Here is a 14,796-nt window from a genome sequence, read left to right as displayed (position 1 = left end):
ATTCACACATAATTAAAGAAAAAAGGAAGAAGAATGAGAATTCGGCTCGCTTTACCTCATGAGGCAGAGGAATGCTGGAATGTAAGAAATATCGCTATACGGGAGGGATGTAAGCCAAGCTACAGCGCCACCGTGCTTGAAGCATGGACGCCTGAAAATATGCCTGAAAATTACCGTACAGTAATAGAGGAAAATCCTTTCTTCGTAGTTGATTTACCTGATGTGGGCTTGGTTGCAACAGGGTATCTGGATCTCTCATGTGGAAGTGTCGAGGCGGTTTTTACATTGCCAGACTATTTTGGACAGGGCTGGGCCAGCCTGATTATTGAAACGATTAAACACGAAGCGCTGCAACGGGGACTGAAAGAACTCACCCTGTCTTCAACTCCCAATGCACAGACATTTTATGAACAACATGGCTTTGTATTCATCAGGGAAAACAGCTGCCCATCCAAACTTGCACAGACAGACTTACGCTGTATGGATATGTCTCTGAAATTAGAGCCCTGAAAGGCTCATGGTTTGTAAAGCATCCGGTTTATCAGGGCTGTGCTTGCTTATAAGATGCGCTAGGGGGACGCAGTAACCGGAATCGTCATTCTGCAGCGAGCTGCACAAACGGCGCCGCGGTGAGGGACCTGCGGAGCTCCTGACGAAACACAGCCTGGTGCTTTTATGAACAAACTATAGTCTTAAATTGCGCGTCGAAAATTTCGTAGTTTTTCCATTCCACATAAACCATTTATGTCGCAGAGGGTCATGACGGCGCTGGAAGAAATGACGCCGAAGGTGGAGCAATACTCGATAGACGAGATGTTTCTCGACATAACCGGCATTGATGGCTGCGAAGACTTTGAGCACTTCGGGCGGCGCCTGCGCGCTCACGTGCTGGCTACAACCGGACTGACAGTCGGCGTGGGCATGGGCCCGACCAAAACGCTGGCCAAAAGCGCGCAGTGGGCGAGCAAAGAATGGAAGCAGTTTAAGGGCGTGCTGGCGCTGACCACGCGCAACCCGAAGCGGACCGCCACGCTCCTGCAGAATCAGCCGGTGGAGGAAATCTGGGGCGTCGGCAGGCGCATCGCAAAGAAGCTGAACATCATGGGCATTGAAAATGCCCTGCAGCTGTCGCGCGCTCACCCTGCCCTCATCAGGAAAAACTTCAGCGTGGTGCTGGAGCGCACCGTGCGCGAGCTGAACGGCGAATCCTGCATCCCGCTCGAAGAGTTCGCGCCCGCAAAACAGCAGATCGTCTGCTCGCGGTCATTTGGCGAGCGCATCACGTCAAAATTGGCCATGCAGCAGGCGCTCTGCCAGTACGCGACGCGCGCGTCCGAAAAACTGCGCGGTGAGCGGCAGTTCTGCCGCCGCGTCGGCATCTTCCATTAAAAGCTTTTCCCCTGCTCCGCAGGCGACACATTGCCCGGCACCGACTAGTTGATACCATCCAGAAACTTCATTAGCGGCGCATTAGCCTTCACAGCATCGATGCCGGTTTAGTCGGATAAGCTCAGGCCATTAATGGTACAAAAATTCCCCCAGGTGAAAATTCCGTTCATCCGGCCCAAACCTTTCAAAGCACGCCTGAGCGTGCCGTTCTATCTACACTGATTAGGGGGAGGTCAATCAGATTGTGAAAAGCAGGTTGCACCATATCAGGTTTGGAATACTGTTTGTTCCGGCTATACAATCGCCAGCATCAATGACTGAATCAGACAATCAGACAATCAGACAATCAGAGGTAACAATTACAGCTCAGTGCTCAAAGTCAAAAGTTCACTGTCGAGCAATAAGACGCCTGAGACGCTGGCCATAGAGTCCTACCGCCAGTCCGGTAATAATCAGTAAAAGAGCAAGGATTTTAGGTGGTGAAATATGCTCTCCAAAAATCATCATGGAACCTAATATCCCGAATACCGGCACCAGCAATGAAAGAGGAGCTACAGTAGAAACCGGGTATTGTTTCATCAGCGAATTCCACACCCAGTATCCGAAAAGCGTATTGGGATAAACCTGGAACAGAATTGACAGTAACGCGCGATTGTCCATGTGGCTAAACATCTCTGTATAGCCGTTACTGCCGTTAACCAGCCAGTCGAGTCCAAAAAGTGGGAGGGGTGAAAACGCGCTCGACCATACCAGAAAAGCGAACACCTGCTTCGTGCCCGCTTTTTTAATAATGATATTGGCGAAGCTCCAGGCAAGGGCTCCCGCAATGACCAGCAACATGCCGCTGAGGGTAACTGAGCCATCCGTTACAAACACAATACTCAGTATGCCCGCACAGGCGATAGCAAAACCAACGATTTGATAGCGACTAAGACGCTCCCCGAACACCAGACTGCCCAGCAGCAGGGTGAAAAAAGCGCTGAACTGCAACACAAGCGACGCAATCCCAGCCGATAAACCTGTTTTGATGCCAAGGTTAACCATTCCCCACAGGCCGATACCAAAAACCAGGCCGTAGCCAATGAGGTAGCGCCATGGTACATCGGGTTTTTTAATAAATAGCAGAGCGGGCAGGGCACATAGCGTAAAGCGAAAGGCTGCCAGTGTGAAGGGATCGATACTGTGCAGTCCGAGTTTAATTACGGAAAAGTTTACACCCCAGATTGCGGTAACCAAAATGGCGAGCAGAAGATGCGGGTATTTCATAATTGATGACATCCTGAGCAGATAAAAAATTAAAGTCGATTATTGGAACTCCGACAATGCAGGCTATCCCATGCAAACCAGGAGCAGCGTATTCCTATCAGAGCGGTGACAGAGTTGTCAGGAACAGAACAAACGGGATTGTTATCGCAGCCAGTACCGTCTGAACTGAAATAATTCCAGCCGAAAGGCGATAATCTCCGCCCAAGAGTTTTGACATGATGTAGGCCGAGGGTGTGCAGGGAAGCGCATTAAAAAGAACGACTGTCGCCAGTACCGAACCACTGATACCTGACAACCAGCCTATAATAAGCGTTACCACTGGCACCAATAAAAGTTTCACAAATGTGGATTGCAGCACGGCCCCATGACAAGTCCGTGCAGCTTTAAGATCCAGGCTAGCCCCGACAGCGAGTAACCCGAGAGGCAAAGACGCCTCTCCCAGGATGTGAAGAATGTTGGTCAGAAGGTGAGGAAGAGTCAGATGGCTGATATTGTAAAGCAGACCAGCAACGACAGAAATAATAACCGGGTTCTTGACAAGCGCCCTCAAAATCTGTGATTGAGCAGGCCTGGTTCCCTGTCCGTAATACATCAATATAATAATTGAAGCAATATTGAGTAAAGGAATAGCCAGAGCGATGCTGATTGAAGTTACTGTAAGCCCGGTACTGCCATATGTGGCCGCTGCGGCTGCTACACCAATATAGGTGTTAGGGCGCAAAGCGCCCTGAATAACAGAAGAGAATACCGGGCCGGACTGCTTGCACAGTCCTCGCCATGCCCATAAAGTAAACGCTCCCAGCGCTACGGCCCCCAGTACAGACCAGGCGATAGGTTTTAAAGGAAAGTCATTCAAATGCGCTGTAGCAACCTGTAAAAACATCAGCGCGGGAAAAAACCAGAAATAATTCAACTTTTCACAGGGTAGCCAGAACTGTATGTCAATAAGATTTCGCGCACGAAGCATGTATCCCATAGCTATTAAAAACATAACAGGTAAGAGGGCTAGCAGGGTTGTTATCATATCTTTCAAATGTATCCTTTAATGAGGAGAGCTATCCCATCACCTGCGATCAATGCAGTGGGCCGGATTCCCTGGACAGAAGCCCTGCCTCGGAGGAAAAGAAAAACCTCTAGCCCGGTTCGCCAGCAGGACAAGCGGAGCAGCTATAAAACCCGAAATGAAAAAAACCGGACTTTGAGGGTAGCAAGCGTGTCTAACTGGATTACACACAAAGTGTGAAGCATTTAAGTCGCAATCAAAACAGCTTTACCTGCGCGCTAAGACTATTAATATAACTCGTAAAATGATCGATTAATTTTTTCTGTGTTTTTTCTTAACATCAATTCATTATTAAAAATTGGAATATATAAGGCACTAAGGAAGTAAAATAATAAGCCATTGTTTTTAATGGTGGATAATTATTGCGCTTTATTTTCTTCCAGTTAAATCATATTTAAGCATAAAATATAACTAATAATTTTCACGCTACGCTAAGGTCACATTCTATCTCATTTGTCCTCATGCGTCCTTATAATCCGTGATACAGCATACAGACATCAAGAGTGTCTTTACTTGCGTTTATGTCTACAGGACAACCCCCCTTCTCAACTCACAATGACAGTCATCCGGTTAGCCTTGTAGATATGGAGTAGGGATGCAGCTAACCTTTCAACAAAATGTGCTGGTGTGAAAGGTTTTGAAGACGGTGATGAGCTGCCAGACAGGATTAATAGTTATATTGTCCTTACGGAAGATACTGAGTCACTTTGCTTCATGTGATGTTAGCTAAGCTCCACACAATGTTATATCCAAGGGAGAGTCGAACTTTTGCCACCATCAGCCGTCTGACCGGCCCTGCTTGATCAAAATTATCACTAACTATTTCCGACACGGCATTCAGGTTTGACTGCGCAATGCCAGCCAGCCTTCAATGATTACAGTACTGGCAGAACGCGGTTCATTCCAGCATCTACAGATGCATTAGTCTTTCCTGGAGATAACCCAACCTTGGAGGTGCGTTAGGATTAGTCAGATCTGTCAGGCAGGTGGTGAAATGAGTGGGTTTACAATCGTGATGGCAGGGCTGGCGGGGCATTTTTAAGGACGATCGTGTCGAAATGGCAGATGGCACACTTAATTCATTCAGTGATAAACCCCATATTACACATATCGTTATTCAATATTGGTCATTAGTCAAAAAATTGAAGGTGTATAGTATCTGCGTTTGATTAACGGTTAAATAGAGAATTTATTCGAATGGAGTCAGCATGCATTTAGCCCGTTTCCCTCGTCTCGTTTTGGGACATTTCCCTACACCGCTTGAGCCACTTAAAAACATTAGCGCGCTATTAGGTGGGCCGAAGATCTGGATTAAACGCGATGATGCTACTGGCCTGGCCAGCGGCGGAAATAAAACCCGCAAGCTTGAATTCTTATTGGCGGATGCGGTTGAGAAAAAAGCTGACATTATTATTACCCAGGGGGCAACCCAATCTAATCACGTGCGGCAGACCATTGCCGGTGCAGCGAAAATAGGATTGCCAACACATGCTCTATTAGAAAAGCGTGTCAGTGAATTTGGTGATGATTATCAGCACAACGGCAATGTTTTACTGGATCATCTGCTGGGTGGCGAAATTGTCGCGCATTTGCCAAACGGCACGGATATGCAATTAGCGATGGAAGCGCACGCCAACCAACTACGTGAAAAAGGCCATAACCCTTATGTCATTCCTGGAGGTGGCTCCAATGCCATTGGTGCCTTGGGTTATGTGGCTTGTGCAGAGGAGCTGCTGTATCAATCATCGCAGCAACGTCTGCGCATCGACATAGTGGTGCATGCAACGGGTAGTACTGGTACTCAGGCCGGTTTAGTGGCCGGATTTAGCGCAACCAATAGCCATATTCCGGTATTGGGTATCAGCGTACGCGCCCCTAAACAGAAACAGGAAGAGAATGTCTGGAATCTGGCTTCCAGGACGCGTGAACTGATAGGCGTGCCGGGTGAGCTGTCGCGCCATGCTGTGGTCGCTAACAGTGATTACGTTGGAGAAGGCTATGGTTTGCCGACAGAAGGCACGTTAGAAGCCATAAGGTTGTTGGCCCGCCATGAAGGCATCCTGCTCGACCCCGTGTATTCGGGCAAAGGCTTTGCCGGTTTGATTGATTTGATTCGTCGCGGTCATTTCCGTCAGGATGAAAATATCGTCTTTGTGCATACTGGCGGCTCTGTTGGACTGTTTGGCTATCGTCAGGTTCTGGCATCGTGAATCCGCCGTATTTACTGGGTGTGTTGGGCGGTATGGGGCCACTGGCGACCGTGGATTTTATGCACAAACTGTTGCTGGCGACACCCGCAGTAAATGACCAGCAGCAGATCCCAGTGGTTGCCTGGAACGTCCCACAAATCGCAGACCGGCAGCGTGCGCTGGCCGGAAAGGGCCCATCACCGCTACCGCAGCTTTTACAGGCGTTGAATAAACTCACCGAGGCGGGTGCCAGTCATATCGCTATCCCCTGCAATACAGCACATCACTGGTACGACGCGCTTGCAGCGGCCAGCGCAGTACCGGTATTGCATATTGTTGAAACAACGCTTTCAGCGCTAGAAACCTTAACCGAGCGGCCGAAGCACGTTGGGTTGATTGCTACACAGGGAACACTCGACGCAGGCTGGTATCAACAGGGACTCACCAAACTCGGTATTTCGCCTGTATTGCCTACCGCAAAAGAGATGGATGAGTGGTTTGTACCGGGTTGCTACGCAGTAAAAAGAGATGAAAGGGTACAAGCAGGTGAATTACTGCTTCGCCAGGCCTTGGCTTTGCAGGAACGCGGGGCGCAAATATTGATCCTCGCCTGTACCGAGGTGCCCCTGGCCTTACAGGCCGTGGATACCTCCTCCCTCACACCCACCCTGGACCCGGCCACATTACTGGCAGAACGATGTTCACAGTTATGGCAGGCACAGCATCCATTTTAATCAGTTTCAAAAACACGCTCACAGCTAAAACAAGACAGGATAATCACCGTGAAAAAACAGCTCTGCTTATTACTCGCAGCGGGTAGCTTATGGACAAATATGACCTCCGCTGCCACGCCAAATGAAGTTCGCATCGCATACAGTGGGGGTTCACAAGTACTCATGTTGGCGAAAGCCGATGGTTCACTGGATAAAGCTTTAAACAGCAAGGTTAAATGGGTGCAATTTGCTTCCGGCGCGGACGCATTAACGTATTTCGCCAGTAACGCAATCGACATTGCTAATTTCGGTTCCAGTCCCGCCACGGCAGGGATTGTGAGAAAACTCCCGGTAGAGATTATTGGCGTGTCGGGCGTTATTGCCACTTATGAACGATTAATCGGCAAAGAAGGCATCAGTAATATCAAGGATCTCGAAGGAAAACGAGTGGGTTACCCACCTAACTCCACCTCGCAGTATGCCCTTGAGGCCGCTATCGCAGTGAACAAACTTGATCGTAGCAAGATTACTCTTCTGCCGCTTCGTCCAGCAGAAATGGTCGCGGCCTGGAAACGCGGTGATATTGATGCCGGCTACGTTTGGGCTCCTTTTGCGCAGGAGCTTGAATCCTCTGGCGGCCATCAGGTGTTCACCACTAAAGACCTGCAAAAAGACGGCTACCTGATTTACAACAACTATGTGGTTCGCAAAGCATTTGCAGAGCAATATCCTGATACCGTCACGGCTTTCCTGCGTGTTCATCAGGAAAAGGTTAATGAGTTCAAACGTGACCCAGAAAAGGCAGCGGTTATCGTCGCTAAAGAAGTTGGCGCACCGGTCACCACAGCCGCTAACACGCTGGATGGCCTTGAATACCCGACGCTCACTGAACAGGGCACAGCAGCCTGGCTTGGCAATGGAACCCAGACGAGCAACAGCGGGATTGGGCAAGCATTGACGAAAACATCAAGCTTCCTGGCAGGCACCGGCGAAATCCGTAAACGTGACATCCCTGCAAACTGGGATAGTGCCATCGACTCACGCTTTATTCGTGATGCAGCGGCATCAGCCAAATGAAAGTGCAGAAACGTGTCACCATCAGCATCGTCTCCGTGGTGATATTTTTTGTGTTGTGGCAAGTGGCCGCCACCCAACAATGGGTGGATCCACTGCTCCTGCCATCGCTGACGGATATTGGTCTGACGACACAAGAGTTATTCGAAGAAGGCTATCGCGACGTGCCGCTGTGGCAAAACATCGCGGTGAGTCTGGCCCGAGCATTGAGTGCTTTCACAGTCGCAATACTACTGGGTATTCCACTCGGTTTAATGATGGGCATGTCGGAGGGGCTCTCTGCGGTATTGGACCCCTTCATCCAGTTTTTACGCCCATTGCCCAAAATAGCGTTAATCCCTTTGGCTGTGGTCTGGCTCGGGATAGGTGAAGCCTCAAAATTCTTCCTGATTTTCATCTCTACTTTTCTCAGCGTAGTGGTCGGCGCAAGCGCTGCGGTAGAGCGGATCGGCCGCTCGCGCATTCGCGTGGCACAGACATTGGGCGCATCACCACGTCAGATATTCCTGCGTGTGGTGCTTCCCGACACGCTACCCGAGTTGTTTACCACTGTCAGGCTGTCGATTGGCATCGGCTGGACATCATTGATCGCCGCAGAGATGGTCGCCGCCAGCTCTGGTCTGGGCTGGATGGTGATAAATGCCAGCGCCTATTTACGTACCGATATTGTTATGCTGGGAATTCTGCTGCTCGGGGGTATTGGTTACCTGCTTGATTTACTCCTTCTGGGCTTACAACGTGTCATTGTGCCTTGGGCTGGGAAAGAATAATGTCTGTACAGATTGCATTAGAAAATGTGTCACTCCAGTTTGCTGCAAAACCCGAACCTTTTACCGTGCTGAAAGATGTGTCGTTGACGCTGCAGAAAGGAGAATTTGTGGTGCTGTTGGGACCGTCAGGCTGCGGAAAATCGACCATCCTCAATCTGGTTGCGGGTTTTAACCAACCTGACAGCGGACGCGTACTCTGTAACGGTGGGGTCGTGCAAAAGCCGGGCCCCTCGCGCGGCATGATCTTTCAACAGCCTAATCTCTTTCCGTGGTTATCGGTGTTGGACAATGTCACTTTCGGTCCCCGTTTAGGCCGTTATCGCAAAGATGAATTAAACAACCGGGCACTGGACTGGCTTGCTCGCGTGGGGCTGAAAGGGTTTGAACACCATGCACCCTGGCAACTTTCAGGTGGAATGAAGCAGCGCGTGGCGCTGGCCCGGGCCTGGCTCCCCGAACCGGAAGTGTTACTGCTCGATGAACCCTTCGGCGCGCTAGATGCACAGACGCGCATGATGATGCAGGAGCTATTAAGGAATGCCTGGCGGCAAACCGGCACCACATTGCTGTTTGTCACCCATGATGTTGAGGAAGCATTGTTTCTGGCCGACCGTGTATTGGTCATGTCAGCGAAACCGGGCAAAATTGTCGAAGAGATTACGCTGCCTTTCGGACAGGCGAGGGATATCGAAACACTGGCGGAGCATCCGCAATACGGTGAAATTAAGCACCGCGTCTTGCACCGTGTACGTCAGGAAGCAAAGCGCCATATCAACTTACCTGCTTAATGAAAATCTCAAAGTAATAATCAGATGTAATAAATAATAGGTATACCTCAGTCATCTTGTCGTATGCCCAGTCTGTTAATACTGTCGAATGCCTCCACTGCCGCCCGCTTTATCCACCAGTGCGTTATGTTGAGATAGTCCTGATAACGTTCCCCCTAGGAGTTCGGTTCGCGGGACGGGATGGAGCATCAGGAATATGTGAATCAGAGCTATGAGCTGTACACGTTTGTTATGGGCCACAGCCTGTCTGAATATTCAAAGGACATATCACGGATAATCTGCAGCTACGCTCCCTCGCTCAGGAGGAGGGAGTCTGGTGCGCCTGCAGGGAGGCCCATTATCTGCCCGGGGAGTTATCGGCGTCAGCCTCGTACAGCGAAGGGATGTTATGGTAAAAGCGAATGACTGGCAGGGTTATTGAACGCTGCCAGTCGTCCGTTATTTGAGAATGGCTGTGAGAAGGCTGCTGAATACGGACACCGTTATGAAAGCGCGCTCCGTCGTCACTTCCTCTTTCCGCATGTCCGCCAGCCTGGCGAGCGCGCTTTCGGCATCGGCGGCGCGAACCTCTTCAAACTGCTTTTCCCAGCCTTCACCGGCCAGTTGTGCGGCTTTTTCCGCGTCAGATCTTTCCAGGGCGGCGATGTGCTGACCTTTCTTAAAAAAGCAGAACTCCGGCATGGTGTACTCCGTGAACATGGTGGCAGTCATGAGTAACATATCTGAAGTGGGCTGATTTCGTACAGTGGATTCTGCCTGACGCGGTTCGGGCTCTGAATGCTATGTTTGATGTGATGAAACTTCAGTCGTTATCATCAGTAAATGTCTGTTTTTCGCTCATAGTAGACATTTAAATTCGAACTAATCCTGTAGATTTTCCATTCCACATAAACCATTCTATGTCGCAGAGGGTCATGACGGCCCTCGAGGAGCTGACGCCTAAGGTCGAGCAGTATTCGATTGATGAGATGTTCCTGGATCTGACCGGCATCGATGGCTGCGAGGACTTTGAGCACTTTGGCCGGCGTCTACGCGCGCACGTACTGGCCACCACGGGCCTGACCGTGGGCGTCGGCATGGGACCGACCAAAACTCTGGCGAAATCAGCTCAGTGGGCCAGCAAGGAGTGGAAGCAGTTCCGCGGCGTGCTGGCGCTTACGCCGGGCAATCCCAAACGCACCGAAACGCTGCTGGCCAATCAGCCGGTTGAAGAAGTCTGGGGCGTCGGCAGGCGCATCGCGAAGAAGCTGAACATCATGGGCATTCAAAATGCCCTGCAGCTGTCGCGCGCGCACCCTGCCCTCGTCCGGAAAAACTTCAGCGTGGTGCTGGAGCGCACGGTGCGGGAGCTGAACGGCGAGTCCTGCATTCCGCTGGAAGAGTTTGCGCCGGCTAAGCAGCAGATCGTCTGCTCGCGATCGTTTGGTGAGCGCATCACGTCAAAAGTGGCCATGCAGCAGGCGCTCTGCCAGTACGCGACGCGCGCGTCTGATAAGCTGCGCGGTGAACGCCAGTTCTGCCGCCGCGTGGGCATCTTTATCCGCACGTCGCCTCACGCCCCCGGCGAGGTGTTTTATGGCAACAGCGCCGGCGAGAACCTGAAAGTGCCCACTCAGGACACCCGTGACGTTATTGAAGTGGCCATGCGTAGCCTTGACCGCATCTGGCTGGAGGGACGCCGCTACATGAAAGCGGGCATTATGCTCGACGACTTCACCCCCAGCGGCGTCAGCCAGCTGAATCTGTTCGACGAGGACGGCCCGCGGCCCAACAGCGCGCAGCTGATGAAGGTGCTGGACGGTATCAACCAGTCCGGGCTGGGTAATCTGTGGTTTGCGGGTCAGGGAGTTAATACGGAGTGGAAAATGAAACGGGAGATGTTGTCCCCGGCATGGACCACGCGCTGGAGTGATATTCCCGTGGCACGTGTTCAGTAGCCGGGATCAGCGGCTACTCAAGGAGCAGAGGCACGCCTGTCACTCTGCTCTATCAGGAAGGCCAGTACCTGAACTCATCCACAATATATAGAGACCTGCCGGGTTGCTTACCGCGGAAGTATCGCCCGCCGGGCAGCCTGTCACCGCGTCAAAGCTGATGGATCAAGGCCTCAAAGGCCGGGCGGCGCCGGCGCGACACTTTCTTGAATATGTCAGCTGACTGAGTAACTGTCGTAAGCATTCCCCCATATCCACGCGCCTGCTTCAGTAATTCCTGCATTCCCATCTTTCGGCCTCAGTATTATCTATGTTCTTCAGCCTGAGTTATTTTTCTTCCAGGTATCATTGGCCATAAACGCTGCGCGAGACACGCAGGCGCCCCACAACAACTGCAGACCGATTTTAACAAGCTCGCTGGCATGCGGCGGGAAGAAGAGCGGCACGATAAATACCGCACTCATCAGAAACCCCCACTCGGCTGCGCTTTTTTTTTCGGGCTCGTTGAGTTTCCTTAGCCCGAAGAACCCAGCTATCAGTTGTATAAAGTTCTCCATTGCGCTCCAGTATAACAAGGCAAAAAAAGCACTAAAATAACATCAAGAAAATATTAAATAGATACTATTTTAATATCAATTTGATATCCAAAAAGATTATCCACCTACCTGTGCTCCCTTATCCAGCAGCTGTCGCACTGCCATCCGGATGAGGGCGGCGCGGGAAAGCCCTTCATGCTGAGCAAGGTCGTCCAACTGAGCAATGATGGCGGTATCAAACGTGACCGTGATCTGCTCACGCTGACCTTTTCTAACGCCACGCTTTTCCGCTTTTAATCCGTCTGGCGCGTCATTAATGAATTTATCAATCTGCGCCTGCTCCTGCGAGGGTGCATTTGATGATTTAGGTCTGGAAGTAATAGCCATTGAATGCTACCTCAATACTTAATTAACATTATTATAATATCACATCAATATTTAAATATGATAGAAATGAGCCTTTCGAGTTCGTCCTTTGCAGGGCGCTCATGTGGTTTAAGTTTGAGTTCAACAACAGAACGACCGCTGCCAGCTGCGTTAGCAAAGGCTTTGCGCATGTGCAGGAGGTGGTCCAGAACGGGGATTTCATCCGCATATTCGGACATGGCCGCAACCATTTCCTGATTGTCTTTACTGCGCGGATTAACGTCAGCCCTGTTGAGAACCGAAAATGCCGGGAAGGGTTCGCGAATGCTCCGGGCTTCCTGCATCATTTTCACCACGTCTTCCATCGCCCAGGCTTCAAAGCTGCCAGGCACAAACGGAACCAGCACATAATCCGTAAGCGTCAGTGCAGCCCTCATGGCAGTCGAGTCGCGTCCGCCACACTCAATAATGACGTCATCGAAATTATCTTTCTGCTGCAGTACCTGCGTTCTTAAGACGGGACCGTCCGGGAAGTGTGAGCAGGCGATGCCGGGTTGTACGTCTGCTTCGGAGCGGATCAGAATTGCGGTCTGTGACGACCCTTGCTTGTCACCGTCGACAAGCCATACCTTCTTGCCCTGAAGAGCCCGGGCGACAGCGATGTTTACTGCCAGCGTCGATTTGCCCACGCCACCTTTAGTATTCGCGATAGTCACGATCATTTCAGATACACCTCAATTTAATATTAAATAGATATTAATTCGGATTCTATATTCTGCTGGCAATTGTAGTGGTTCAAAACCCAAAATACAATCACAGCAACATCACAACAATGCATATTTAATATTAAAAAAATATCACTTTAGCTTGTTATAGCTCCAGAATGACCAGCAGAAGGGGAGGGCGCTATAGAAATGACACGGGATGTCTGGATGGTGAAATGAAGCAGCATCAGGAACGGTCGCGCTGACCGTAACCAGCCGGCACTTTCCTACTAACATGAAATAGGGATATAACGAAATACGGAAAAATCACGTCAACCCCCCTGTACTTCTTGGCACGATGATTTTACTGCTGCGCTGCCGCACCGGGTGTCAGAAGAGCCTGCAGACATTAACTGGTTACACCTACCTAACCTCAGCGCGGTGTTGACGGAATAAGCTAAAGCTTATACTCTTAATGTCTATAAGCTGTAACTTATAGGATGCAACATGTGGACAGTACTTTTTGGCGATCTCTTTGACGCCTGGCTGGATGAACAGGAAGACGGCCTGCAGGAAAAGGTTCTTGCTGACCTGGTGAATTTAAGGACGTACGGTCCGGCTTTGTCCCGGCCTTATGCCGACACCGTCAAGGGCTCCCGTCATAAGAACATGAAGGAACTCCGTGTACAGTATGGTGGTACACCGGTCAGAGCATTCTTTGCATTTGATCCGGCCCGAAGGGCCATCGTCCTTTGTGCCGGAGATAAGAGTAATGACAAGAAATTTTATGAGCGCATGATTCGTATCGCCGATGATGAGTTTACTGTGCACCTGAACACAATGGAGGGGAAAAAATGAGAACGCTGGACGAAGTAATTGCTGCACGCTCTCCGGAGAGTCAGGCCCGCATCCGTGATATCGCTGACGAGATGATCCTTGAAACCGGATTACAGATGATGCGGGAGGAATTGCAGCTGTCACAAAAAAACGTAGCTGAGGCCATGGGTATCAGCCAGCCTGCCATTACACAGCTGGAGCAGCGCGGCAACGACCTTAAGATTGCTACGCTCAAGCGCTACATTGAGGCAATGGGAGGTAAACTCAGTCTTGATGTTGAGCTGCCAACAGGGAAGCGCATAGCCTTTCACATCTGATACCCACGTTCACAGTCTGGCCTGATTGCCGGGCCAGACTGATACATCGAAAAAAAATCAAAAAACAATTAAATTAATATTAAAATACATCCATTATATAATATTAATACTATTTCTTTGAGGGGTTTCAGTCATGTAATTGCCTTAATGAGCGCCTGAACATTCCCACTGCCACCAACTGTCAGCACCATACTCACGGTAGTATATAGCTGCTTTGACCCGCTTGGACTGCACGTACTCCGGTGTGTTCATGCCGAACACTTTCATGGGTAATGCTTCCTTTCACGGCACATCAGTCAGCACGACGTTCGGGCAAACATCCTCTTTACCGTCGTAGCGGAGCGGTTTATTAAATGCGCGATTTTCATCCCACTGGCGGACTGACCAGCCCTCCAAATATTAACATAGCATGGTGTAATCAAATTCCGCTTCTGGCGCATGCCAGACCGTCCAGCTAAGAATTCAGGGTCATTGTTACCCTGCCTTTACTATGAGTATGGTTTGCAGGGAGGTATTAATATCCGGTGAAATGATGCAGATACTGATCCGGGCGCTAACCCCTGCAATCTCCATCGTTTCCGTTCTTCATTGAGAGGTTGTTATTTAATAACCGGGATATCGCCTAGTCGCGTGGTGTACCGTGGGGACAGCATTTCGCGCTTCATCTGCCAGCTGCTGTCCTGAGCTCCCTGGCCCGCAAACCATACCTTTCCCCGGCCCGAACGGTTAATGCCGTCCAGCGCCGCCATCAGCGCGTCAGCGTTGGCGCGCGGCAGCTGCTCGCTGAACATGTCGAACTGCGCCACGCCTGACTGATAAAAATCACCCAGCATGACGCCGGCCTTCGCGT

The 14,796-nt window shown here is 50.5% G+C and carries 15 protein-coding genes and 2 pseudogenes; 10 read left to right on the top strand and 7 right to left on the bottom strand.

Annotated features, from left to right (window positions below):
* Positions 1 to 33 precede the first annotated feature (33 nt).
* On the top strand, positions 34 to 510 hold the full coding sequence (locus F3J38_RS27265) for a GNAT family N-acetyltransferase (RefSeq protein WP_167144400.1): 477 nt from the start codon (positions 34 to 36) through the stop codon (positions 508 to 510).
* 234 nt (positions 511 to 744) lie between these two features.
* A pseudogene (locus F3J38_RS27260) lies at positions 745 to 1,383 on the top strand (Y-family DNA polymerase); the annotation flags it as partial.
* A 393-nt stretch (positions 1,384 to 1,776) separates the two neighbouring features.
* On the opposite strand, the gene F3J38_RS27255 reads toward F3J38_RS27260, so the two are convergent.
* Positions 1,777 to 2,655: an EamA family transporter gene (locus F3J38_RS27255; RefSeq protein ID WP_167144398.1), complete on the bottom strand. Its 879-nt coding sequence runs from the start codon at positions 2,653 to 2,655 to the stop codon at positions 1,777 to 1,779.
* A gap of 97 nt (positions 2,656 to 2,752) precedes the next feature.
* A complete protein-coding gene (locus F3J38_RS27250) occupies positions 2,753 to 3,679 on the bottom strand; it encodes an AEC family transporter (RefSeq protein ID WP_167144425.1) in 927 nt (308 codons plus the stop codon).
* Positions 3,680 to 4,926: 1,247 nt separating this feature from the next.
* Here F3J38_RS27250 and cuyA point away from each other — a divergent pair.
* The 5 genes from cuyA to F3J38_RS27225 are packed head-to-tail and all read left to right on the top strand — an operon-like array spanning position 4,927 to position 9,252.
* Positions 4,927 to 5,928, top strand: a complete 1,002-nt coding sequence (gene cuyA, locus F3J38_RS27245) for a D-cysteate sulfo-lyase (RefSeq protein ID WP_167144397.1) — start codon at positions 4,927 to 4,929, stop codon at positions 5,926 to 5,928.
* Positions 5,925 to 6,641: a cysteate racemase gene (cuyB, locus tag F3J38_RS27240; RefSeq protein WP_167144395.1), complete on the top strand. Its 717-nt coding sequence runs from the start codon at positions 5,925 to 5,927 to the stop codon at positions 6,639 to 6,641. Before cuyA ends, cuyB begins: the two co-directional genes overlap by 4 nt.
* A gap of 48 nt (positions 6,642 to 6,689) precedes the next feature.
* The gene (locus F3J38_RS27235) at positions 6,690 to 7,697 is read left to right on the top strand and encodes a taurine ABC transporter substrate-binding protein (RefSeq protein ID WP_369411055.1); all 1,008 of its coding nucleotides are present in this window, start codon (positions 6,690 to 6,692) and stop codon (positions 7,695 to 7,697) included.
* Positions 7,694 to 8,464 carry an ABC transporter permease gene (locus tag F3J38_RS27230; protein WP_167144393.1) on the top strand — a complete coding sequence of 257 codons (771 nt, stop codon included), beginning with the start codon at positions 7,694 to 7,696 and terminating at the stop codon, positions 8,462 to 8,464. Before F3J38_RS27235 ends, F3J38_RS27230 begins: the two co-directional genes overlap by 4 nt.
* The gene (locus F3J38_RS27225) at positions 8,464 to 9,252 is read left to right on the top strand and encodes an ABC transporter ATP-binding protein (protein ID WP_167144391.1); all 789 of its coding nucleotides are present in this window, start codon (positions 8,464 to 8,466) and stop codon (positions 9,250 to 9,252) included. Before F3J38_RS27230 ends, F3J38_RS27225 begins: the two co-directional genes overlap by 1 nt.
* A 438-nt stretch (positions 9,253 to 9,690) precedes the next feature.
* Here F3J38_RS27225 and F3J38_RS27220 read toward each other — a convergent pair whose 3' ends face one another.
* Positions 9,691 to 9,933, bottom strand: a complete 243-nt coding sequence (locus F3J38_RS27220; protein ID WP_167144389.1) for a hypothetical protein — start codon at positions 9,931 to 9,933, stop codon at positions 9,691 to 9,693.
* A gap of 212 nt (positions 9,934 to 10,145) precedes the next feature.
* On the opposite strand from F3J38_RS27220, the pseudogene umuC reads away from it, so the two are divergent.
* Positions 10,146 to 11,189 (top strand): annotated as a pseudogene (gene umuC / locus F3J38_RS27215) (translesion error-prone DNA polymerase V subunit UmuC); the annotation flags it as partial.
* A gap of 314 nt (positions 11,190 to 11,503) precedes the next feature.
* Here the strand turns inward: umuC and F3J38_RS27210 are convergent.
* The 3 genes from F3J38_RS27210 to F3J38_RS27200 form a co-directional block, all read right to left on the bottom strand.
* A complete protein-coding gene (locus F3J38_RS27210) occupies positions 11,504 to 11,743 on the bottom strand; it encodes a hypothetical protein (protein WP_167144385.1) in 240 nt (79 codons plus the stop codon).
* 96 nt (positions 11,744 to 11,839) lie between these two features.
* On the bottom strand, positions 11,840 to 12,109 hold the full coding sequence (locus F3J38_RS27205; protein WP_167144383.1) for a ribbon-helix-helix domain-containing protein: 270 nt from the start codon (positions 12,107 to 12,109) through the stop codon (positions 11,840 to 11,842).
* A gap of 44 nt (positions 12,110 to 12,153) precedes the next feature.
* Positions 12,154 to 12,810: an AAA family ATPase gene (locus F3J38_RS27200; RefSeq protein WP_167144381.1), complete on the bottom strand. Its 657-nt coding sequence runs from the start codon at positions 12,808 to 12,810 to the stop codon at positions 12,154 to 12,156.
* Positions 12,811 to 13,299: 489 nt separating this feature from the next.
* Between F3J38_RS27200 and F3J38_RS27195 the strand changes: the two genes are divergently transcribed.
* Together F3J38_RS27195 and F3J38_RS27190 are read left to right on the top strand one after the other, a co-directional pair.
* On the top strand, positions 13,300 to 13,650 hold the full coding sequence (locus tag F3J38_RS27195) for a type II toxin-antitoxin system RelE/ParE family toxin (RefSeq protein ID WP_167144379.1): 351 nt from the start codon (positions 13,300 to 13,302) through the stop codon (positions 13,648 to 13,650).
* The gene (locus F3J38_RS27190; RefSeq protein ID WP_167144377.1) at positions 13,647 to 13,946 is read left to right on the top strand and encodes a helix-turn-helix domain-containing protein; all 300 of its coding nucleotides are present in this window, start codon (positions 13,647 to 13,649) and stop codon (positions 13,944 to 13,946) included. The genes F3J38_RS27195 and F3J38_RS27190 overlap by 4 nt, the downstream gene beginning before the upstream one ends.
* Before the next feature lie 599 nt (positions 13,947 to 14,545).
* Here F3J38_RS27190 and F3J38_RS27185 read toward each other — a convergent pair.
* The coding region (locus F3J38_RS27185; RefSeq protein WP_167144375.1) for a DUF4113 domain-containing protein at positions 14,546 to 14,796 on the bottom strand (251 nt) is incomplete at its 5' end.

The sequence above is a fragment of the Candidatus Pantoea formicae genome (assembly GCF_011752625.1).
Classification (GTDB): Bacteria; Pseudomonadota; Gammaproteobacteria; order Enterobacterales; family Enterobacteriaceae; genus Pantoea; species Pantoea formicae.
Note: the sequence above shows the minus strand (reverse complement) of the source record. Positions and strands in the feature narration are given on the sequence as shown.

Excerpts from the sequence above, each read along its gene's own strand:
- F3J38_RS27265 (WP_167144400.1), top strand. The coding sequence starts at position 34 with ATGAGAATTCGGCTCGCTTTACCTCATGAGGCAGAGGAATGCTGGAAT.
- F3J38_RS27255 (WP_167144398.1), bottom strand. The coding sequence starts at position 2,655 with ATGAAATACCCGCATCTTCTGCTCGCCATTTTGGTTACCGCAATCTGG.
- F3J38_RS27250 (WP_167144425.1), bottom strand. The coding sequence starts at position 3,679 with ATGATAACAACCCTGCTAGCCCTCTTACCTGTTATGTTTTTAATAGCT.
- cuyA (WP_167144397.1), top strand. The coding sequence starts at position 4,927 with ATGCATTTAGCCCGTTTCCCTCGTCTCGTTTTGGGACATTTCCCTACA.
- F3J38_RS27230 (WP_167144393.1), top strand. The coding sequence starts at position 7,694 with ATGAAAGTGCAGAAACGTGTCACCATCAGCATCGTCTCCGTGGTGATA.
- F3J38_RS27225 (WP_167144391.1), top strand. The coding sequence starts at position 8,464 with ATGTCTGTACAGATTGCATTAGAAAATGTGTCACTCCAGTTTGCTGCA.
- F3J38_RS27220 (WP_167144389.1), bottom strand. The coding sequence starts at position 9,933 with ATGCCGGAGTTCTGCTTTTTTAAGAAAGGTCAGCACATCGCCGCCCTG.
- F3J38_RS27210 (WP_167144385.1), bottom strand. The coding sequence starts at position 11,743 with ATGGAGAACTTTATACAACTGATAGCTGGGTTCTTCGGGCTAAGGAAA.
- F3J38_RS27205 (WP_167144383.1), bottom strand. The coding sequence starts at position 12,109 with ATGGCTATTACTTCCAGACCTAAATCATCAAATGCACCCTCGCAGGAG.
- F3J38_RS27200 (WP_167144381.1), bottom strand. The coding sequence starts at position 12,810 with ATGATCGTGACTATCGCGAATACTAAAGGTGGCGTGGGCAAATCGACG.
- F3J38_RS27195 (WP_167144379.1), top strand. The coding sequence starts at position 13,300 with ATGTGGACAGTACTTTTTGGCGATCTCTTTGACGCCTGGCTGGATGAA.
- F3J38_RS27190 (WP_167144377.1), top strand. The coding sequence starts at position 13,647 with ATGAGAACGCTGGACGAAGTAATTGCTGCACGCTCTCCGGAGAGTCAG.